Annotated in this window: 19 protein-coding genes; 3 read left to right on the top strand and 16 right to left on the bottom strand. The window is 57.8% G+C overall.

Features of this window, described 5'->3' with window-relative positions:
* Positions 1-85: 85 nt before the first annotated feature.
* From dedD to pdxB, 7 genes are all read right to left on the bottom strand, one after another.
* Entirely contained in the window at positions 86-802 is a 717-nt protein-coding gene (gene dedD / locus ACG1VR_RS06670; RefSeq protein WP_395490517.1) for a cell division protein DedD, read from the bottom strand.
* Complete coding sequence (gene folC / locus ACG1VR_RS06665) at positions 792-2,060, bottom strand: bifunctional tetrahydrofolate synthase/dihydrofolate synthase (RefSeq protein WP_016537483.1); 1,269 nt, start codon at positions 2,058-2,060, stop codon at positions 792-794. Before folC ends, dedD begins: the two co-directional genes overlap by 11 nt.
* 64 nt (positions 2,061-2,124) lie before the next feature.
* Positions 2,125-3,045, bottom strand: a complete 921-nt coding sequence (gene accD / locus ACG1VR_RS06660; protein ID WP_039898511.1) for an acetyl-CoA carboxylase, carboxyltransferase subunit beta — start codon at positions 3,043-3,045, stop codon at positions 2,125-2,127.
* Positions 3,046-3,183: 138 nt separating this feature from the next.
* On the bottom strand, positions 3,184-3,843 hold the full coding sequence (locus tag ACG1VR_RS06655) for a DedA family protein (protein ID WP_016537485.1): 660 nt from the start codon (positions 3,841-3,843) through the stop codon (positions 3,184-3,186).
* Positions 3,844-3,866: 23 nt separating this feature from the next.
* Positions 3,867-4,682, bottom strand: coding sequence for a tRNA pseudouridine(38-40) synthase TruA (gene truA / locus ACG1VR_RS06650; RefSeq protein WP_016537486.1), 816 nt, complete (start codon positions 4,680-4,682; stop codon positions 3,867-3,869).
* Positions 4,682-5,695 (bottom strand): aspartate-semialdehyde dehydrogenase, encoded by a 1,014-nt coding sequence (locus ACG1VR_RS06645; RefSeq protein WP_395490516.1) that lies wholly within the window; start codon positions 5,693-5,695, stop codon positions 4,682-4,684. Before ACG1VR_RS06645 ends, truA begins: the two co-directional genes overlap by 1 nt.
* Before the next feature lie 69 nt (positions 5,696-5,764).
* Positions 5,765-6,901, bottom strand: coding sequence for a 4-phosphoerythronate dehydrogenase PdxB (pdxB, locus tag ACG1VR_RS06640; RefSeq protein WP_395490515.1), 1,137 nt, complete (start codon positions 6,899-6,901; stop codon positions 5,765-5,767).
* A 125-nt stretch (positions 6,902-7,026) separates the two neighbouring features.
* Between pdxB and flk the strand changes: the two genes are divergently transcribed.
* Positions 7,027-8,031, top strand: coding sequence for a flagella biosynthesis regulator Flk (flk, locus tag ACG1VR_RS06635; RefSeq protein WP_395490514.1), 1,005 nt, complete (start codon positions 7,027-7,029; stop codon positions 8,029-8,031).
* A 61-nt stretch (positions 8,032-8,092) separates the two neighbouring features.
* On the opposite strand, the gene ACG1VR_RS06630 is transcribed toward flk, so the two are convergent.
* Entirely contained in the window at positions 8,093-9,274 is a 1,182-nt protein-coding gene (locus ACG1VR_RS06630; protein WP_172569354.1) for an MFS transporter, read from the bottom strand.
* Positions 9,275-9,499: 225 nt separating this feature from the next.
* Positions 9,500-10,717: a beta-ketoacyl-ACP synthase I gene (gene fabB, locus ACG1VR_RS06625; RefSeq protein WP_395490513.1), complete on the bottom strand. Its 1,218-nt coding sequence runs from the start codon at positions 10,715-10,717 to the stop codon at positions 9,500-9,502.
* A 157-nt stretch (positions 10,718-10,874) separates the two neighbouring features.
* Here fabB and mnmC point away from each other — a divergent pair, with 157 nt between their 5' ends.
* Positions 10,875-12,875, top strand: coding sequence for a bifunctional tRNA (5-methylaminomethyl-2-thiouridine)(34)-methyltransferase MnmD/FAD-dependent 5-carboxymethylaminomethyl-2-thiouridine(34) oxidoreductase MnmC (mnmC, locus tag ACG1VR_RS06620; protein WP_395490512.1), 2,001 nt, complete (start codon positions 10,875-10,877; stop codon positions 12,873-12,875).
* Positions 12,876-12,964: 89 nt separating this feature from the next.
* Here the strand turns inward: mnmC and ACG1VR_RS06615 are convergent, their stop codons facing one another.
* The 6 genes from ACG1VR_RS06615 to prmB all read right to left on the bottom strand — a co-directional run bounded on the left by ACG1VR_RS06615 (position 12,965) and on the right by prmB (position 17,587).
* Entirely contained in the window at positions 12,965-13,240 is a 276-nt protein-coding gene (locus ACG1VR_RS06615; RefSeq protein WP_016537493.1) for a YfcL family protein, read from the bottom strand.
* Between the two features lie 26 nt (positions 13,241-13,266).
* The gene (locus ACG1VR_RS06610; protein ID WP_039899378.1) at positions 13,267-13,815 is read right to left on the bottom strand and encodes an elongation factor P hydroxylase; all 549 of its coding nucleotides are present in this window, start codon (positions 13,813-13,815) and stop codon (positions 13,267-13,269) included.
* 17 nt (positions 13,816-13,832) lie between these two features.
* Positions 13,833-14,630, bottom strand: a complete 798-nt coding sequence (locus ACG1VR_RS06605; protein ID WP_395491065.1) for a sulfite exporter TauE/SafE family protein — start codon at positions 14,628-14,630, stop codon at positions 13,833-13,835.
* Between the two features lie 28 nt (positions 14,631-14,658).
* A complete protein-coding gene (mepA, locus tag ACG1VR_RS06600) occupies positions 14,659-15,483 on the bottom strand; it encodes a penicillin-insensitive murein endopeptidase (RefSeq protein WP_395490511.1) in 825 nt (274 codons plus the stop codon).
* A gap of 4 nt (positions 15,484-15,487) precedes the next feature.
* Complete coding sequence (aroC, locus tag ACG1VR_RS06595) at positions 15,488-16,573, bottom strand: chorismate synthase (protein ID WP_395490510.1); 1,086 nt, start codon at positions 16,571-16,573, stop codon at positions 15,488-15,490.
* Between the two features lie 81 nt (positions 16,574-16,654).
* Positions 16,655-17,587: a 50S ribosomal protein L3 N(5)-glutamine methyltransferase gene (gene prmB / locus ACG1VR_RS06590; protein ID WP_016537498.1), complete on the bottom strand. Its 933-nt coding sequence runs from the start codon at positions 17,585-17,587 to the stop codon at positions 16,655-16,657.
* Between the two features lie 174 nt (positions 17,588-17,761).
* Between prmB and smrB the strand changes: the two genes are divergently transcribed.
* Positions 17,762-18,313, top strand: coding sequence for an endonuclease SmrB (gene smrB / locus ACG1VR_RS06585; RefSeq protein ID WP_395490509.1), 552 nt, complete (start codon positions 17,762-17,764; stop codon positions 18,311-18,313).
* Between the two features lie 155 nt (positions 18,314-18,468).
* Here the strand turns inward: smrB and sixA are convergent, their stop codons facing one another.
* The gene (sixA, locus tag ACG1VR_RS06580) at positions 18,469-18,957 is read right to left on the bottom strand and encodes a phosphohistidine phosphatase SixA (protein ID WP_016537501.1); all 489 of its coding nucleotides are present in this window, start codon (positions 18,955-18,957) and stop codon (positions 18,469-18,471) included.
* Between the last annotated feature and the right edge of the window lie 75 nt (positions 18,958-19,032).

The raw sequence follows: 19,032 nt of genomic DNA, 5'->3' as shown, positions 1-19,032 counted from the left end.
CTCCCCATAGGGGAGAGGGGATAGTATGGTGGCGACCTTCCCCTCTCCCTTCCAGGGAGAGGGTCGGGGTGAGGGTCACACGTCGCTACCGTGGCGAGTAATTCATCACCACGCCGTTCAAACCAGAGAGCGAATTCAGCTCGCCAAGCGACGATTTAAGCTTGTCTTTAGAAGCATCCGGGCCCACCAGAATGCGGGTAATTTTCCCCTGCACCGGCGTCCCTGGCGATGTGTAAACCTTGAACCCGGCACCGCGCAGCTTACCAACAATTTCATTAACTTTGTCGGCATTTTTCAGCGCGCCAAGCTGCACAACATACGCCTGACCGGTCGGGGCTTTCTCGGCCGGTTTTTCTGCTTTTGGCGGCTGCTCGGCGGTCATCGCCAGGCGTTGTTCCGTCTGGTCTGTGGTCGCAGGCTTAGTCTGAGGTTTTTCAACCGGCTTCGGTTTTGGTTTTTCCTGCACCGGCTGCGGCTTAGGCTGCTCGCGGGTAACAGGCACTTCATCTATACCGGCAGAACCGTCATTGGGGATAGTGCCGTTATTCAGCCCCGGCGGCGCGGCGGTTCCCGCCCTCACCTCTTCAGCAGCCCCCTCAGGCGGCTGAGAAGGCAGCGCCTGGCTGGCACCCGGCAGCATATCCGGCTCGTCGCTGTCCCCTGGTTTTGGCACCAGAGGAATGGCCGCAAACTCGTCCTGATAGTGTTTTTTCTGCCCGTCCAGCAGCCCCGGCAGCACAATCACGCCCAGCGCCACCAGAATAATGGTTCCGACTAATCGGTTTTGAAACTTACTCGCCACCTGCTCTCCCCGCGTCCAGTACTTCCATTACATGGGCCACCGTGTGGAACGAACCACACACCAGCACGGTATCTTCTGCCGTAGCTTCCGCCATCGCCGCGTGCCAGGCATCCGCAACGCTTGCAAAGGTTTTGCCGTGGCCGAGGTGCTCAATAAGCTGCCCGGCGCTTGCGCCGCGAGGCCCCTCCAGCGGAGCACAATACCAGCTATCTACCTGAGGCGACAAACAGGCGAGCGTTCCGGCGATATCTTTATCATGCAGCATGCCAATCACCGCCAGCACTCGCCCCTGTTTCGGCAAGGCCGCCAGACGCCCGGCAAGGTAAGCCGCCGCATGCGGATTGTGTGCCACATCAAGAATCACACGCGGTGCCTGCGAGACTATCTGGAACCGGCCCGGCAGCGTGGCGTGCTCAATGCCGTAGCGAATAGCTTTTTCGCTCACGTTTAGCTTGCTTGCCCGCAGCGCGGCCAGCGCGGTCGCCGCATTAGGCTGCGGCACCAGCGGCAGCGGTAAATGAGTTAACTCGCCCTGAGCATCACGGAACGACCAGCCGTTTGCGTTAACTTCATAATCCCAGTCTACGCCACGGCGCAGCAATACCGCGCCTTTCTCTTGCGCCACATCGGCAATAGTGTGCGGCATATCAGGCTCGCCAACCACCGCCGGGTTTCCGGTGCGGAAGACGCCGGCTTTTTCACGGCCAATGCTTTCGCGATCCGGGCCCAGCCAGTCGGTGTGATCCAGCGCGATGCTGGTCACCACGGCAACGTCAGAATCAACAATATTAGTCGCATCGAGGCGGCCGCCAAGGCCTACTTCGAGAATAACCACGTCCACCGCCTGCTGCTTAAACAATAGCAATGCGGACAGCGTTCCGTATTCGAAATAGGTTAATGAAATATCACCGCGCGCGGCCTCAATTTCCGCAAAGGAGGCGGTATGCAGCGCTTCCGGCAGCTCTTCGCCCTGAATGCGAACGCGTTCGGTATAACGCACCAGGTGAGGAGAACTATAAACGCCAACCCGGTAGCCATCGGCCATCAGCGCGGTTTCAAGGGTGCGGCAAGTCGTTCCCTTGCCGTTGGTCCCGGCTACCGTAAAGACCGTCGGCGCGGGTTTGAGCACGTCCAGCGTAGCAGCAACTTTGCTGATGCGCTCGAGGCCCATATCGATAGTGGTGGAGTGAAGGTTTTCAAGATAGCAAAGCCACGTTGCCAGGGGCGACGTGGCTTGAGGAATAAGGTCTTTTTCCATGATGCCCACTTAACATGCACATAAAGAAAAGGGCAGAGCCTGCTGGCCTGCCCTTAATTGCGAATCAGGCCTCTTGACCCTGTTCCGGAGCTGGCGGAACCACAATTGGCTCGCCCGGTGCTTCCGGATTTGGTGCCGGTTGATTCATAAACTTAGCCAGCACGCTTGCCAGCTTCAGGCGCAGTTCCGGGCGACGAACGATCATGTCGATCGCTCCTTTCTCGATCAGGAACTCGCTGCGCTGGAAGCCCGGCGGCAGTTTTTCACGAACGGTCTGCTCGATAACACGCGGGCCGGCAAAGCCGATCAGCGCCTTCGGCTCGGCGATGTTCAGGTCACCCAGCATCGCAAAGCTCGCGGAAACGCCGCCCATAGTTGGGTCGGTCAGCACGGAAATGTACGGCAGACCACGCTCCTGCATCTTAGCCAGCGCTGCGCTGGTTTTCGCCATCTGCATCAGCGACATCAGCGCTTCCTGCATACGCGCGCCGCCGGAGGCGGAGAAGCAAATCATCGGGCAGTTGTCTTCCAGCGCCTGTTCAACGGCACGCACGAAGCGAGCGCCAACCACGGAACCCATAGAGCCGCCCATAAAGGCGAACTCGAAGGCCGCGGCCACAACAGGCTGGCCGTGCAGCGTACCTTTCATTACCACCAGAGCGTCTTTCTCACCGGTCTCTTTCTGCGCGGAGGCCAGACGATCTTTGTATTTTTTGGAGTCACGGAACTTCAGCACATCTTTTGGCTCAAGCTCACTACCCAGTTCCACCATGGAGCCTTCGTCTAACAGGCTGTGCAGGCGATCGCGCGCTGCCATACGCATGTGGTGGTCGCACTTAGGGCAAACGCCAAGGTTGCGTTCCAGCTCGGCGCGGTACAGGACCTGGCCGCAGCTATCGCACTTGGTCCACACCCCTTCAGGGATGCTCGCCTTGCGGGTGGGAGTAATATTGCTCTTATTGAGAATTCGTTCAATCCAGCTCATTGATGACCTTTCTGCTTGAACCTGGTCGATGCCAGTTTTTCTGCGGCAGATATTCCTGCCCCAGACCATAAATGGTGCTCATTAAAACACAACGGCCCGCGACTTTGGATAAAAAAGTGGTCGAACCGCTGCCGCGTATTATTTCGACTGCCGCGCCGCAGCGCGTTTGTGGCGGATGACTTCCACCACGCCGGGCAGAATCGACACCAGGATAATTGCCACAATCAGCAGTTTCAGGTTTTCCTGTACTACCGGCAGATTACCAAACAGGTAGCCCGCATAGGTAAACAGCAACACCCACAGCAGCGCGCCGACAACGTTATAAATCGCAAAATGGCGATAGGACATACGCCCCATCCCTGCGACAAACGGTGCGAAGGTTCGCACAATCGGCACGAAGCGCGCGAGGATAATCGTTTTTCCGCCGTGACGCTCGTAAAAAGCGTGAGTTTTATCAAGATAACTGCGGCGGAAGATCTTCGAATTCGGGTTGCTGAACAACTTATCGCCAAATAGCCGCCCGATAGTGTAGTTCACCGCGTCGCCGATGATGGCGGCAATCACCATCAAAATGACCATGTAATGCACGTTCAGGTCGTTGGTTTCCAGCGAGGCCAGCGCTCCGGCCACAAACAGCAGCGAATCACCCGGCAGGAACGGCGTGACCACCAGGCCAGTTTCGCAGAACAAGATCAGGAATAAAATGGCATAAACCCAGACGCCATAATCCCGCACCAGCTCGGCCAGATGCACGTCGATGTGCAAAATGAAGTCAATGATAAAGCGGATGAAATCCATCAAAGTATCCTTTTAAGCAACAATCAGTCGGCTAAGAACAGCGGCCCCATAGGGAGACGCGGCAGAGCAAAACGGTCGGGATAATCCACCGACACCAGATAGAGGCCTTCCGCTTTCGCGGTGGCGGCGGCCTTAGTACGGTCCTTCATTGCCAGCAGGTCGGCCATCCAGGTTTCATCCTGATTACCGCAGCCCACTTCCATCAGGCTGCCGACGATATTGCGCACCATATGATGCACAAAAGCGTTGGCCTTGATATCCACCACGATATAGGCGCCAAAGCGGCTCACCGTAATGTGCATCATATTGCGCCACGGAGTACGCGACTGGCACTGAACCGCGCGGAACGAGGTGAAATCGTTTTCCCCGAGCAGGCTCTGCGCAGCGCGGTGCATGCGGTCGGCATCCAGCGGCAGGTGGAAATGGGTCACCCCCTGCTGCAATACCGCCGGGCGCAGCCGGTGATTATAAATCACGTAGCGATAACGGCGAGCCGTGGCGCTAAAACGGGCGTGAAAATCTTCCGGCACATCTTTAACCCAGCGCACCGCAATGTCACCAGGCAAATTCGCATTTACCCCCAGCGTCCAGGCGGCATCTTTGCGCGTGGCGCGGGTCTCAAAATGTACCACCTGCCCGGTAGCGTGAACGCCTGCGTCGGTGCGGCCTGCGCAAAAAACGCCGATCGGCTCGTTTGCGACCTGAGAAAGCGCTTTTTCCAGCTTTTCCTGCACGCTGCGGACTTCGTTCTGGCGCTGCCAGCCGTAATATTTACTGCCGTCGTACTCAATGCCGAGCGCGATTTTGTGGAGCGGATTTTCGCCAAGCACTTCGGACATTAGTACATATACTCCTGCACCAGCTTCTCTGCGGTTTTCACCGCCATCAGCGCGCCGCCAAAGCGGACGTTGTCGGCAACCGACCAGAACTGAATTTGCTCCGGCATGCCGTAATCGTTATGCACGCAGCCGATAGAAAGATGGCCGCTGCCGGAGGCATCCGCCACCTGAGTCGGGAAATCGCCCTCTTCAGACAGTTCGATGTCTTCAGCCTGAGAAAACGCATCGCGCGCTTCTTCGGCAGCCAGCGGGCGCAGGGCTTCAAAACTCACAATCTGCGCGTGGCCGTAAAACACCGGCGACTGCACGATGCTGGCGGAAATCATCAGGCCGTCATCCTGCAAAATCTTACGCGCTTCATTTACCAGACGGCGTTCTTCGCGCACGCTGCCTTCGGCATCCGGCACCAGCGGCAGCATGTTAAACGCAAGCTGGCGGCCAAACAGGTCTTCTTCATCAATCGGGATCCCGTTAAGCAGGCGAGCGCTCTGCCCGGCCAGCGCGTCCACGGCGACCTTGCCGCGAGCGGAAGCGGACAGCAGGTTGGTCACCTGAATACGTGATAAACCGCCCTGCTCAATCAGCGGTTTTAACGCGCTGAGCAGTTGGCTGGTCAGGCTGTCGGCAACGGCCACCAGGTTGCGGTTGCGGTAATCGCTCAGCACATAAGGGTTAACATCCGGCACCACCAGCGGCACGTCCGGCTCCATGGCAAACAGGCCGCTGGAATCAATAACCAGGCAGCCCGCGTTGGTTGCTTCTTCTACATAGCGGGCGCTCGCCTCAACGCCGGCCACGAAGAACGCAAGCTGCACCTGAGTCCAGTCGAACTCGGCCGCGTCCTGCACCATGACGGTTTTCCCCTCATAACGCAGATTCTCACCGGCGCTCTCGCTACGCGCCAGGGCATGTAATTCACCAACCGGGAACTGACGTTCAGCAAGCAGTTCAAGCAAAGCTGAGCCTACGGCACCGGTGGCGCCCAGGATGGCAATATTCCAGCCTTCGGACATGTTGGTTTACTCCAGAAAATAAAACAGATGCTCCCCGAAGCCGGGCCTCGGGAAGCCAGAAGATTAAACTTAGCGAAGCGGGTGATGAACCGCGCTAAAGCCCAGTTTTTGCAGCATGGTTGCCGCATCGGCGTCATCGCACTGCACATAGAGCGATGACCACTCGCGACGCTCCAGATAGTTTTTACGCAGCTTGTCGAATTCACCCGGCTGCCCGGCCACTTTACGCAGCGGGGCATCGTCGCGGCGCACATCATACACCAGATGCGCCAGTCTTTTGAGCGTTGGCTGGTCGAGCGGACCCGCAAGCGTAATGCGGCCAAATTCCGGGGCAGGCAGCAGCGTGTCCAGCGCAACCTGATGAGGCTGGCCGATAAACTTGCTAAAAGCTTCAAATACCTGCGTGGTGCCCCGCGCTTTGCCTTCCAGGGTATAACCGGCGATATGCGGAGTGCCAATATCAACTTTTTCCAGCAGCCCGACGTTGAGATCCGGTTCCGGCTCCCAGACGTCCAGCACCACGCTGAGTTTTTGCCCCTGATTAAGGCATTTCAACAGCGCGACGTTATCCACCACCGGCCCGCGGCAGGCATTTATCAGAATAGTGCCAGGCTTCAGGCGGCTAATCAGCGCCTCGTCGGCCAGGTGCAGCGTTTTGTACTCGCCTGACTTAAACAGCGGAGTGTGGAAGGTAATAACATCGGCTTCCTGCACCAGGGTTTCCAGCGGCTGGAAATCACCCTCGTCGCCGCGTACGGCACGCGGGGGATCGCACAATAAGGTGCGCACGCCCCAGGCTTCCAGTCGCGCCTGTAACCGCGCTCCCACGTTACCGACGCCAACGATGCCGACGGTGCGGTCTTTCAGCTCAAAGCCATCGCGCTCGGCCAGCATCAATAAAGAAGAGAATACATACTCAACAACCGCAATCGCGTTGCAGCCCGGAGCCGCCGAAAATGCCACTCCGGCGCTTTGCAGATACGCTTCATCAACGTGGTCGGTTCCGGCCGTCGCGGTCCCGACAAATTTGATCCCTTTACCGTCCAGCAGTTCGGCATTCACTTTCGTGACCGAACGCACCATCAGCGCGTCCGCATCCGTTAACGCATCCACCGGAACAGGGCGCCCCGGCACGGCGGTAACCTCGCCCAGGCGGCTGAAAAGTTCGCGGGCATAGGGCATATTTTCATCAACGAGGATTTTCACCTGAGTACCTGTCTGTTAATCGTCGAGATAAGGCCGGATAGTGTGCCATAATCTGGCGTCCGGGCATAACGAACTACTTGTTAATGTTTTGTCGTTTTTAAGGCGATCTTAAGGATTACTCTATAATGCAACCCATTCAGGGCGCCACGCCGCGTCCTCCGGGGGAACCTCCCTCCACGCCGTCTGCCGTCGGCGAACAACCGCTCTCTACCCAGCAACGCACCGTGCTGGAGCGCCTGATCACCCGGATCATTGCGCTTAGCCAGCAGCAAAGCGCCGAGGTATGGGCCGGATTAAAGCACGACCTGGGGATGAAGAATGACGCCCCCCTGCTTTCTCGCCATTTTCCGGCCGCCGAACAGAACCTGAGCCAGCGCCTCGTAAGCGCACAAACCACGCTCGCCACGCGCCAGATAATTCAGCAGCTAACGGATTTGCTGCCGCAGGGGAACAATCGCCAGGCGGTGAGCGACTTTATTCGCCAGCAGTTCGGCCAGACGGCGCTCAGCCAACTGACGCCGGACCAGCTCAAAACCGTGCTGACGCTGCTGCAAAATAACCAGTTGGCCATTCCGCAGCCGCAGCAGCGCCCGGCAACGGACAGGCCGCTGCTGCCCGCAGAGCACAATAGCCTGAACCAGCTGGTCACTAAACTGGCGGCCGCTACGGGTGAGTCGGGTAAGCAAATTTGGCAGTCGATGCTTGAGCTGTCCGGCGTGAAGACCGGGGAGCTTATCCCGGCCCGGCATTTTACGCTGCTAAGCACCTGGCTTCAGGCTCGCCAAACGCTGAGCCAGCAGCCCGCGCCTAATCTGCACAGCCTTCAGGCCGCACTGAAACAGCCGCTTGACGCAACGGAGTGGAAAGAGGTTGTTGATTATAGCCAGCAGCGTTTTCAGGCCACGCCGCAAACCGTGCTGACCACGGCCCAGGTGCAGGATATTCTTAATCAGGTATTTTTGAAACGCGCCGAGCGGCTGCCGGGCAATACCGAAGTGCGGGATATTCAGCCGATCTACAATCCGCTTTTCAGCTCGATAATCGAACCGATTAAGGCGCTAAGCGCCAGGCCAGGGCTGGCTCTGGTTGCTTTGGTAGTTGTGATGGTTTTGCTCTGGCTGGTTATCTAGTTCCCTCGCCTGTCCCTCTCCCAAAAGGAGAGGGACAAAACCCTCAGCCAGGGTGACAGCACTACTTTCTGAAGGCCGCCAGCGTCACTACAATCCCCAGCACCGCCGAAACGGCTCCCGCCATAAACACCGACGAATACCCCATCGACGTAGCCAGAATGCCGGTTAACGGCCCGGTTACGCCGTACGAGATATCCTGGAAAGCGGCATAGCCCCCAAGCGCGGTACCGCGTACCTGAGGCGGAACGCGCTTCACCACTTCCACACCCAGGGCCGGGAAGATAAGCGAGCACCCGCAGCCGGTTAACGCCGCGCCCAGCAGTGCGGTCCACGCGTCCGGCGCGTGCCACAGGAGCAGTAAACCAACGGTTTCAACAGCTAACGAGAACAGCGCTACGCGCACGCCGCCGTAGCGGTCCGGCATCCAGCCAAACAGCACGCGCACCAGCACAAACGCGCCGCCAAAAGCGGTCAGGGTAAAGCCCGCATGCGCCCAGCCGTTAGCCGCAAAGTAGAGCGATACAAAAGTGCCGATAACCGCAAAACCCACCCCCTGTAGCGCCAGCCCAAGGCCCGGCTGCCAGATGAGCCCCACAACCGCCAGCAGCGAAGGGCGTTCGCCTTTATGGGCGGGAACGGAGGCTACGGTGGCGTTGAACAGCAGGCCGATGAGCGGCAGAGCAATGGTGGTGACGCCCAGCGCCACAAAGCCCCACTGGCTGTTGAGCATCAGGCCAAGCGGCGCACCGGCGGCCAGCGCGCCGTAAATCGCCATTCCGTTCCAGGACATCACTTTTCCCGAGCGCCCAGGGCCAACCAGCCCCAGCCCCCAGGTCAGGTTGCCGGTCAGCAGCTGGCTTTCACCAAAGCCGAGGATCAGGCGGCCTACAATCAGCAGAGTGAACTTTATCCCAGGATCAACCGGCAGCAGCGCGGCAAGCAGATAGGCCAGCCCGGCAAGTCCGCAGGCGAACATCCCCTGCAACACCGAGCGCTTTGCGCCCATCTGGTCGGCGAGACGCCCGGCGTAGCCGCGGGTTAATACCGTGGCAAGGAACTGAATGCCGACGGCAAGACCGACCATCATATTGCCGTAGCCAAGCTGCTGATGAACGAAAAGCGGAATGACAGGCAGCGGCAGGCCGACGGTCATATAAGTGAGAAAAACGGCAAACGTGATTCTGAATAGCGATGTATTAGCTGATTTCGACGATTTAAGCGTAGATTCAGGTACTGCGGACATACTGCTTACTCCATAAATTCAGAGCAAGGCGCAACTCAACCTGCGCCCTTTCCTCTGATGATTCAGATTACAGGGTGCGTTGGTTAACGTTGAACGCTTACGCATTATCAAAATGATAATGGAGGGAAATGAATAGTGCCTTCAGGCCAACCGACTGTCAATGCCGGGAAACGGGCAAAAAAATAGGGCACCCTCAGGCACCCCATTTCGCATCAGCCGTAATGATTAAACGTCAAGCTTGCGCATAACAAGCGTTGCGTTAGTCCCGCCGAAGCCGAAGCTGTTGGACATAACGGTTTTCAGCGTCGCATCAGTAGGCTTAGTGACGATATTCAGGTCAGCCGCCTGCTCGTCCAGCTCTTCGATATTGATGCTTGGGGCGATGAAGCCGTGTTCCAGCATCAACAGGCTGTAGATAGCTTCCTGAACGCCTGCAGCACCCAGAGAGTGGCCGGTCATCGCTTTGGTCGCGGAAATAGCCGGGCTGTTATTGGCGAACACTTCACGGATAGCGCCCAGCTCTTTCATGTCGCCTACCGGAGTAGAAGTCCCGTGGGAGTTCAGGTAGTCGATTGGCGTGTCGACGCCGTGCATCGCCATCTTCATGCAGCGCACCGCGCCTTCGCCAGATGGAGCAACCATATCTGCGCCGTCTGAAGTTGCGCCGTAGCCAACGATTTCAGCGTAGATGTGCGCGCCACGAGCCAGAGCGTGTTCCAGTTCTTCAACCACAACCATACCGCCACCGCCGGCGATAACGAAGCCATCGCGGTGCGTATCATAAGTGCGGGATGCTTTATCCGGCGTTTCGTTGTATTTGGTAGACAGCGCGCCCATTGCATCGAACTCACAGGCCATTTCCCAGCCCAGTTCTTCGCCGCCACCGGCAAACACGATGTCCTGTTTACCCAACTGAATCTGCTCTACCGCATTACCGATACAGTGTGCAGAAGTCGCACACGCGGAGCTGATAGAGTAGTTCACGCCGTGGATTTTGAACGGCGTAGCAAGGCAGGCGGAAACCGCGGAGCCCATTGCTTTGGTCACAACATAAGGACCAACCGCTTTCAGACCACGCGGGCTGCGCATTGCGTCAGCACCGAATACCTGCGCTTTTGAAGAACCGCCGGAACCTGCAATCAGGCCAACGCGCGGGTTATTCTGGTAAACCTCTTCGCTCAGGCCTGCATCAGCAATCGCTTCCCGCATGGAAAGATAGGCATAGATTGAGGCATCGTTCATGAAACGAACTACTTTACGGTCAATCAAACCGGTGGTGTCCAGTTTGACGTTACCCCATACGTGGCTACGCATTCCCGAATCTTTAAACTCTTCAGAGAAAGTGATCCCGGAGCGTCCTTCACGCAGAGATGCCAGGACTTCCTGCTGGTTATTACCAATACTGGAAACGATGCCCAGGCCAGTAATCACTGCACGTTTCATTCAAATACCTCGTTCACTGCTCTATGTAGGATTTCGTGTGGCACAATAGCGTACACTTGTACGCCGAACAAGTCCGATCAGACAAATTATGCGGAAATTTGCGCCGCTCCGCTCACGCCGTTATGATCGACGCACTGCCCGCATACGAGCCACTTACGTGAAACATTCTCCTATACAATCCGCCAACCTTGGTTTCAACGAAGAAGGTACACCTGTAGCCCGAGACTTCGATGATGTGTACTTCTCTAACGATAATGGGCTGGAAGAGACGCGTTACGTGTTCCTTGGGGGAAATCATCTTCCTGAACGCTTCGCAAGCCACGAAAGACCGCTATTTGTGGTCGCGGAAAGTGGGTTCGGCACCGGACTTAACTTTTTGACTTTATGGCAGGCGTTTGATGAATTTTGCGTGAAACATGAGGATGCGGCGCTAAAGCGGCTGCATTTTATCAGTTTTGAAAAATTCCCTCTGACCTCTGCGGACCTGGCGCTGACCCACCAGCACTGGCCGGAGCTAAGCCAGTTTGCCGCCGAGCTTCAGCAGCAGTGGCCGCAGCCGTTTGCCGGTTGCCATCGCCTGCTGCTCGGTAATGGCCGCGTCACGCTGGATTTGTGGTTTGGCGATATCAACGAGCTTATTCCTGAACTGGACGACACGCTTAACCAGCAGGTAGACGCCTGGTTCCTCGACGGCTTTGCCCCGGCTAAAAATCCGGATATGTGGACGCCGCAGCTGTTTCAGACCATGGCTAAGCTGGCTCGCCCCGGCGGCACGCTGGCCACCTTTACCTCGGCAGGTTTTGTGCGGCGCGGCCTGCAGGAAGCTGGTTTCACCATGACCAAAAGCAAAGGCTTTGGCCGCAAGCGCGAAATGCTGACCGGATTCCTGGAGCAGGCCATTGACTCCCCTGCCCGCGCGCCATGGTACTCCCGCCCCGCGGCTATGGGGAAAGAAACTGCGATTATCGGCGGCGGTATCGCCAGCGCGCTGCTCTCTCTGGCACTGCTGCGCCGTGGCTGGCAGGTGACGCTCTATTGCGAAGATGACGCTCCGGCACAGGGCGCTTCCGGCAACCGTCAGGGTGCGCTTTATCCGCTGCTAACCGCGCACGACGCCGCGTTAACGACCTTTTTCCCGGCGGCTTTCACCTTCGCCCGGCGGCTGTACGACTCGCTGCCGGTAGAGTTTGATCATCAATGGTGCGGCGTCACCCAGCTGGCCTGGGACGAGAAAAGCTCGCAGAAAATAGAGCAAATGCTCGGCCTTAATCTTCCTACCGCGCTGGCAGCGGCGGTTGATGCCGAAGCGGTGGCAGAAAGCTGCGGCGTGGAAACGGGCTGCGGCGGCATCAGTTATCCGCTCGGTGGCTGGCTCTACCCGGCTCAGCTGACCGCAGGCGCGCTGGAGCTTGCTAAACGCCAGGGGCTGAAGGTGTTTTACGGCCACCGCATAACCGGGCTAAACGGCCAGCAAGGCGGTTGGGAATTGACTTTCTCCGGGCAGGATACACGACACCATGAAGCCGTGGTTCTGGCAAACGGCCATCAAATCAGCGACTTCCCACAAACGGAAAAACTGCCGGTTTATGCCGTTGGCGGTCAGGTTAGCCATATCCCAACCACTCCTGCCCTCGGCGAACTGCGCCAGGTGTTGTGCTACGACGGCTACCTGACGCCGGTCAACCCGCAGAATCAGCAGCACTGTATCGGCGCAAGCTACCACCGTGGTCAGAGAGAAATGGCGTTCAACGAAGCCGACCAGCAGCATAATCGCCAGCGCCTGATTGACTGCCTGCCGGAGGCCGAATGGGCAAAGGAAGTGAATGTTTCGGCCAACGAGGCCCGCTGCGGGGTGCGCTGCGCCTCACGCGATCATCTGCCGATGGTGGGCAGCGTGCCGGATTACGAAGCGACGCTTGAGCAATACGCCACGCTTGCCGACGAGCGAGAAAATGCCGCCCCGGCTCCGGTGTATCGTAATCTTTATATGCTGGGCGCGCTGGGGTCACGCGGGCTGTGTAGCGCGCCGCTGGCGTCGGAAATTCTGGCGGCTCAGATGAGCGATGAACCAATACCGCTGGACTCCGCTACGCTGGCGGCGCTGAACCCGAATCGGCTTTGGGTGAGGAAGCTATTGAAAGGGAAAGCAGTGAAGTAATTTCCCCTCTCCCCAAAGGGTCGAGGGAGAAAACTATTTATTCCCTCACCCCTTTGGGGCGAGGGTCAGGCACAGGGCGAGGGTAAAACTTAGGCCTGAGCCTGTTGGTACAGGTTATCCCACATACCCAGCACCAGAGCCTGATCCCGCGGCGAAAGCTCACCAGCCTGAATGGCTTTATGCAGGCTGTCGGTCACGACGGCATGCAGCGCCTGGGATGAATGGTCATCACCATTTTCCACTTCGGCTACCGCCAGAGTGAGATGGCCACGCAGATAGCCGCTGGCGAACAGCTCGTCATCACTGGCGTGTTCCACCATCCCGTCAATCAGCGCCAAAATGCGTGACTCAAATTCCGCGATCATCGTACTTCCTCTTCTACAGGTGATTTTTAGTTTAGGTCTTCCGGCCACGGAAACTGCTCAGCGGCCAGCGGAGGGGTTTCATAATACGCCCTCAGCGCTTCAATAAGGCGTGCCGGACGAGCCGGGATGCCCTCTTTCAGATAAGTCATAACCTGAGCATGCACCCTGCGCTGGAACGCAATGCGGTCCGGCTCGAAATCGCCGCTCAGGTTGTCGCAGCTCACGTTGAACGGGAAATTAGCGGCGGTGCTGAGCATCCACTCCAGCGCCTGCGGCTTCACTTCCACATCTTCAAACTTGCCCTGGGTTTCGGCATCGCGCCCGTCCGGGCAGTACCAGTAGCCAAAGTCCACCAGCTCGCGCCGCGCTTTACCGGCCACGCACCAGTGGGAAATTTCGTGCATCCCGCTGGCGTAATAGCCGTGAGCGAAAACGATGCGGTTATACGGTGCTTCGTCGTCGGCGGGCAGGTAAATAGGCTCGTCGTCGCCTTTGATCAGGCGAGTATTAAAATCATCTTTAAAGCAGCCGTCGAAAATATCGATCAGCTCCTGATAGTGGTGCTGTTTGCTCATTGTTACGTTATTCATTTTCAGGCTATCCCTAACCAGTGGAGGATTTCCGGTCCGTGGCTGTCATACAAAAGTTTAGCGCTCATCACCGCCGAGACCGCGACAATCATCGGCCGAATCAGCTGCTGCCCTTTGCTTAGTACCAGGCGAGAACCCATTCTCGCGCCTATAAACTGCCCGGCCATCATCACGAAGCCGGTTCCCCAAATCACTTTGCCGCCGATGATAAACAGCAGTAATCCGCCGAGATTTGAGGTGGCGTTAAGCACTTTGGCATGGGCGGTGGATTTAGCGAGGTTAAAGCCGCAGAGCGTCACGAACGCCAGAGCGTAAAACGACCCCGCGCCGGGGCCAAAAAAGCCGTCATAGAAACCGACGCAGCCGCCTGCGATCAGGGCAAACGGCAGGCCGTACAGGCGGCGCTGCCGGTCTTCTTCCCCAAGTTTTGGCATCAGCAGGAAGTAAAGACCGATGCCGATAATCAGCAAGGGCAAGATCTGGTGCAGGATATCGGACTTAACGTGCTGCACCAGCAGGGCGCCGCAGGTCGAGCCGATAAAAGTCATCAGGATATTGAGCTTCTGGTCCGCAAGGTTAACCACCTTGCGGCGGATAAAATAGAGCGAGGCCGAGACCGAACCGCCGCAGGCCTGTAGCTTGTTGGTCGCAAGCGCCTGAGCCGGTGACATGCCCACCGCCAGCAGCGCGGGAACGGTTAGCAACCCGCCGCCGCCCGCCAGGGCATCAATAAACCCCGCCAGCATAGCGACGAAGAAAAGCGCCGCCAGCATCAGCGGGGAAACCATAAACCATTCCATTATCCGACGAAAAACCTCATGCCTGATGTTAGAGAACGTGCTCATCCAGTAATGCCTGACAGGAAGCAGGCAGCGGCGGTGGCGTTGTTTTTTTCGGTGGCGTACTGCCCGGCGCAGGCGGCGCAAACCAGCTTTGCAGCTCGGCGCCGCAGCCGTCGCCCGGAGGCGGCAGAGGCTGGTCTTCACACTCAAGGCTGTTGGCCGGGCAACGCAGGCGAACGTGCATATGCGCGCGGTGGGCAAACCACGGGCGCACCTTACGCAGCCAGTCTCTATCTGCCCCGGCATCTTCGCAAAGCTTCTGCTTGATGGCCGGGTTCACGAAAATACGCGTCACGTCATTATCTTTGGCGGCGAGCTTAATCAGGCTGTCGATTTCCGGCTTCCACAGAGCAGGCACAACACGCTTCCCGTCGGCGGCGACCAAATCCAGCGCCTGCGGACGCAGCAGCTGCGCCGAACTCCAGCGGGTTTTGGGCAGTTGCAGGAAAATATCGACATCTAATCCGGTCTGGTGGCTGGCGTGGCCGGAGCTGAAGCGCCCGCCTGCCGCCATGCCCATATCGCCAATCAGCACCGTGCCGAGGTCCAGCTGATTGACCTGGTTACTCAGGCGCTGAATAAACATCACTAAATCGGGGTGCCCGAAATAGCGGCGCTGATCCGGGCGCATCACCTGATAGCGAGCGTCTTCGAGCGGCAGCGCGTTAGCGCCGACGATGCAGCCATTGGAGAAAGCGCCGATGGACTGCGCGCTACCGCCAATAGGATGGTCGATTTTTTGCCACGGCGTTGCCGCTAAAGCCTGAGCGCTGGCGGCCAGCGCCAGCAACCCTACCAGGAGTTTTTTCATCGTCTTACCAGCGAGGAAGCGGGGAAGAAACGTCAGCGTTCTGAGCGCGCTGGCGCAGCAGGTGATCCATCAGCACGATAGCCAGCATCGCTTCGGCAATTGGTACCGCGCGAATGCCTACGCAAGGATCGTGACGGCCGCGGGTGATCATCTCCACTTCTTCGCCTTCGCGATTAATGGTTTTACCCGGCACCGTAATGCTCGAAGTCGGCTTCAGCGCCATATTGGCCACAATCTGCTGGCCGCTGCTGATGCCGCCCAGGATGCCGCCGGCGTGATTGCTCTGGAAGCCCTGTTTAGTGATTTCGTCACGGTTCTGGCTGCCGCGCAGGTTTACAACGCCAAAGCCTTCACCAATCTCCACCCCTTTCACCGCGTTGATGCTCATCAGCGCGTGGGCAATATCTGCGTCCAGGCGGTCAAATACCGGCTCGCCGAGGCCCGGCGGGACGTTATCAGCCACGACGGTAACTTTAGCGCCGATGGAATCACCCTCTTTTTTGAGGCCGCGCATCAGCTCGTCGAGTGCTTCAATTTTATCCGGGTCCGGGCAGAAGAACGGGTTCTGTTCAACCTGTTCCCAGTCTTTGATTTCCAGCGGCACGTCGCCCATTTGCGTCAGGCAGCCACGGATTATGATGCCGAATTTCTGCTCAAGATATTTCTTGGCAATCGCCCCTGCGGCTACGCGCATTGCGGTTTCACGGGCGGAAGAACGACCGCCGCCGCGATAGTCGCGCAGGCCGTATTTCTGCTCGTAGGTGTAATCTGCATGCCCGGGACGGAACACGTCTTTGATGGCGCTGTAATCCTGTGAGCGCTGGTCGGTGTTTTCGATAAGCAGGCCGATGCTGGTTCCGGTAGTCACGCCTTCAAATACGCCGGAAAGAATTTTGACCTGGTCCGGCTCGCGGCGCTGGGTGGTATAGCGTGAAGTCCCCGGGCGGCGGCGATCGAGATCGTGTTGCAGGTCAGCTTCGGTAAGCGGAATGCCCGGCGGTACGCCGTCAACAATACAGCCCAGCGCGATGCCGTGAGATTCACCAAATGTCGTTACGCGAAAAACCTGTCCAATACTGTTACCTGCCATCACGGCTCCTTATTACCGTTGTCGTTGTTGTGTTGTGCGCGGGAAGTAAAACGAGCCACAGGGCTCGTCTACGTTCGGCAATTAATCTTTGTAGATGCTGAAATGTTCGTGCGCCGCAATCAGCTGCGCTTTGGTCAGCATAAATACGCCGTCGCCGCCGTTGTCGAACTCAAGCCAGGTAAACGGCACCTCCGGGTATTGCTCCATCAGATGTACCATGCTGTTACCGACTTCACAAATCAGAATCCCGCCGTCGGCCAGATAATCCGGCGCACAGCCAAGGATACGGCGTGCCAGCTTCAGGCCGTCGCTGCCTGCGGCGAGGCCAAGCTCAGGCTCAAAATGATACTCGCCCGGCAGGTCGGCCATGTCTTCTTCATCAACATACGGCGGGTTGGTGACGATGACGTCGTACTGCACTTTTGGCAGGTCGCGGAACAGGTCAGAGCGAATCGGCGTGACGTTATGGTCCATGCCGTGCTCGGAAATGTTCTGCTCGGCAACCGCAATCGCGTCCAGCGAGATATCAACAATGTCTACTTCCGCGTTCGGGAATTCGTAGGCGCAGGCGATGCCGATGCAGCCGCTGCCGGTACACATATCGAGAATATGCTGCGGTTCGTGCTCAATCAGCCCGGCAAAGCGGTTATTGATTAGCTCACCAATCGGCGAACGCGGCACCAGCACGCGCTCGTCCACGTAAAACTCATGCCCGCAGAACCACGCTTTGTTGGTCAGGTAGGCAACCGGAACACGCTCGTTGACGCGGCGAATCACGCGCTCAACGATGCGGTGGCGCTCGCTTGGCGTCAGGCGGGCGGTGCGCATGTCTTCAGGAATATCCAGCGGCAGATAAAGGCTCGGCAGAACCAGCTGAACGGCTTCATCCCACGGATTATCGGTGCCGTGACCATACCAAATGTTGGCGGCGCTAAAGCGGCTGACTGCCCAGCGCAGCATGTCCTGAATGGTATGCAGCTCGTTCACTGCCTCATCGACGAAAATTTTATCCACGTTGCCCTCCGCAGGCGACTCACGCTAGTTCAATAATAGTCGGCTAGTTTGCCATGAAGGCCGCGACAAATCAGCATCCATCCACTCTCCGGGGCAGGGAAAATTGCGTTTTCTTTATTGCCGGAGGAGAAAGCAGGTAAACTGGCGCGAAAGCGAATGCGAGATGGGAAGCACATGAAAAAGAAATCACCGCTCAGTTCTGAAGATGAGGCGCTATTCCGCGGCCTGATGAGCGGCACAAAGAAACTGGCGCAGGACACTATTGTTCACCGCCCGGTGCGTAAAAAAGTTGCGGAAGTGCCGGTAAAGCGGCTGCTGCAGGAGCAGGCGGACGCCAGCCACTATTTTTCCGATGAATTCCAGCCGCGCCTCGCCACCGAAGGCCCGATGAGCTACGTGCGGGAAGACGTCAGCCATTTTGAACTCAAGAAGATCCGCCGCGGCGACTACTCCCCGGAACTGTTTCTTGACCTACACGGCCTGACCCAGCTACAGGCAAAACAGGAGCTTGGCGCGTTGATAGCCGCCTGCCGCCGCGAGCATGTGTTTTGCGCCTGCGTGATGCACGGCCACGGCAAGCACGTTCTCAAGCAGCAAACGCCGCTGTGGCTTGCCCAGCATCCACACATTATGGCTTTTCATCAGGCACCGAAGGAATACGGCGGCGACGCCGCGCTGCTGGTGCTGATTGAGGTTGAGGAATGGCAACCGCCTGAGCTTCCGTAGGATCTGCGTCGGGGATGCCTCTCGCCTCGGCAGAAATAGCGCAACGAGCTGTTCCCTCGCCCCTTTGGGGAGAGGGTTAGGATGAGGGGAAAAATCCCGAGCACCTGAAAAGCAAAAGAGCCGCTTTCGCGACTCTTTTTTCATGCTCACAGCAATCAGATAGCCTTCGCCACCTTAAAGTTGCAGGGGCTCATCTGCCAGTTAAACACCCCTTTTCCGGTTTCCGGATCCAGCGTGACGTTGGCAATTGCCGAAGTGGTAAACATCGGCGGGGCCTCTTCCGGGCAAAGCTCGGAGACAAGGTAGCCAACCAGCGGCAGGTGGGAAACCACCAGCGCAGATTCTACGCCTTCATTTGCCAGAGCTTGCAGGTAGTCACCTACCAGGCCCACATCGCCGCAGGGCCGCAGCTCCGGCAGGATGTCTTCTTTCTCCGGGAGGTTCAGCGCTTCCCGCACCACGTCCAGGGTCTGTTCAGCTCGCAGGTAAGGGCTCACCAGAACACGTTCGATACTCGCCACCTGACCCGTTAACCAGGTCGCCATCAGACGGGATTCATCGCACCCACATTGGGTTAAGGGACGAACCGAGTCGCTGGCAGCATCGAGTGCTGCGTCGCCGTGACGCATGATAAAAACTTGCATATTGCACCGCTTTTGTTAACCAGGAACGCCAGAACCCGCACGCTAAAAAAGTGGGGGTTCCCGGCAGCCGGGCAT

This window comes from Cedecea davisae (assembly GCF_044095835.1).
Lineage (GTDB): Bacteria > Pseudomonadota > Gammaproteobacteria > Enterobacterales > Enterobacteriaceae > Cedecea > Cedecea davisae.
Note: the sequence above shows the minus strand (reverse complement) of the source record. Positions and strands in the feature narration are given on the sequence as shown.

Coding starts and splice junctions, on each gene's coding strand:
- folC (WP_016537483.1), bottom strand. CDS start 2,060: ATGGAAAAAGACCTTATTCCTCAAGCCACGTCGCCCCTGGCAACGTGG.
- accD (WP_039898511.1), bottom strand. CDS start 3,045: ATGAGCTGGATTGAACGAATTCTCAATAAGAGCAATATTACTCCCACC.
- ACG1VR_RS06655 (WP_016537485.1), bottom strand. CDS start 3,843: ATGGATTTCATCCGCTTTATCATTGACTTCATTTTGCACATCGACGTG.
- truA (WP_016537486.1), bottom strand. CDS start 4,682: ATGTCCGAAGTGCTTGGCGAAAATCCGCTCCACAAAATCGCGCTCGGC.
- ACG1VR_RS06645 (WP_395490516.1), bottom strand. CDS start 5,695: ATGTCCGAAGGCTGGAATATTGCCATCCTGGGCGCCACCGGTGCCGTA.
- flk (WP_395490514.1), top strand. CDS start 7,027: ATGCAACCCATTCAGGGCGCCACGCCGCGTCCTCCGGGGGAACCTCCC.
- ACG1VR_RS06630 (WP_172569354.1), bottom strand. CDS start 9,274: ATGTCCGCAGTACCTGAATCTACGCTTAAATCGTCGAAATCAGCTAAT.
- fabB (WP_395490513.1), bottom strand. CDS start 10,717: ATGAAACGTGCAGTGATTACTGGCCTGGGCATCGTTTCCAGTATTGGT.
- ACG1VR_RS06615 (WP_016537493.1), bottom strand. CDS start 13,240: ATGATCGCGGAATTTGAGTCACGCATTTTGGCGCTGATTGACGGGATG.
- ACG1VR_RS06610 (WP_039899378.1), bottom strand. CDS start 13,815: ATGAGCAAACAGCACCACTATCAGGAGCTGATCGATATTTTCGACGGC.
- ACG1VR_RS06605 (WP_395491065.1), bottom strand. CDS start 14,630: ATGGAATGGTTTATGGTTTCCCCGCTGATGCTGGCGGCGCTTTTCTTC.
- mepA (WP_395490511.1), bottom strand. CDS start 15,483: ATGAAAAAACTCCTGGTAGGGTTGCTGGCGCTGGCCGCCAGCGCTCAG.
- aroC (WP_395490510.1), bottom strand. CDS start 16,573: ATGGCAGGTAACAGTATTGGACAGGTTTTTCGCGTAACGACATTTGGT.
- smrB (WP_395490509.1), top strand. CDS start 17,762: ATGAAAAAGAAATCACCGCTCAGTTCTGAAGATGAGGCGCTATTCCGC.
- sixA (WP_016537501.1), bottom strand. CDS start 18,957: ATGCAAGTTTTTATCATGCGTCACGGCGACGCAGCACTCGATGCTGCC.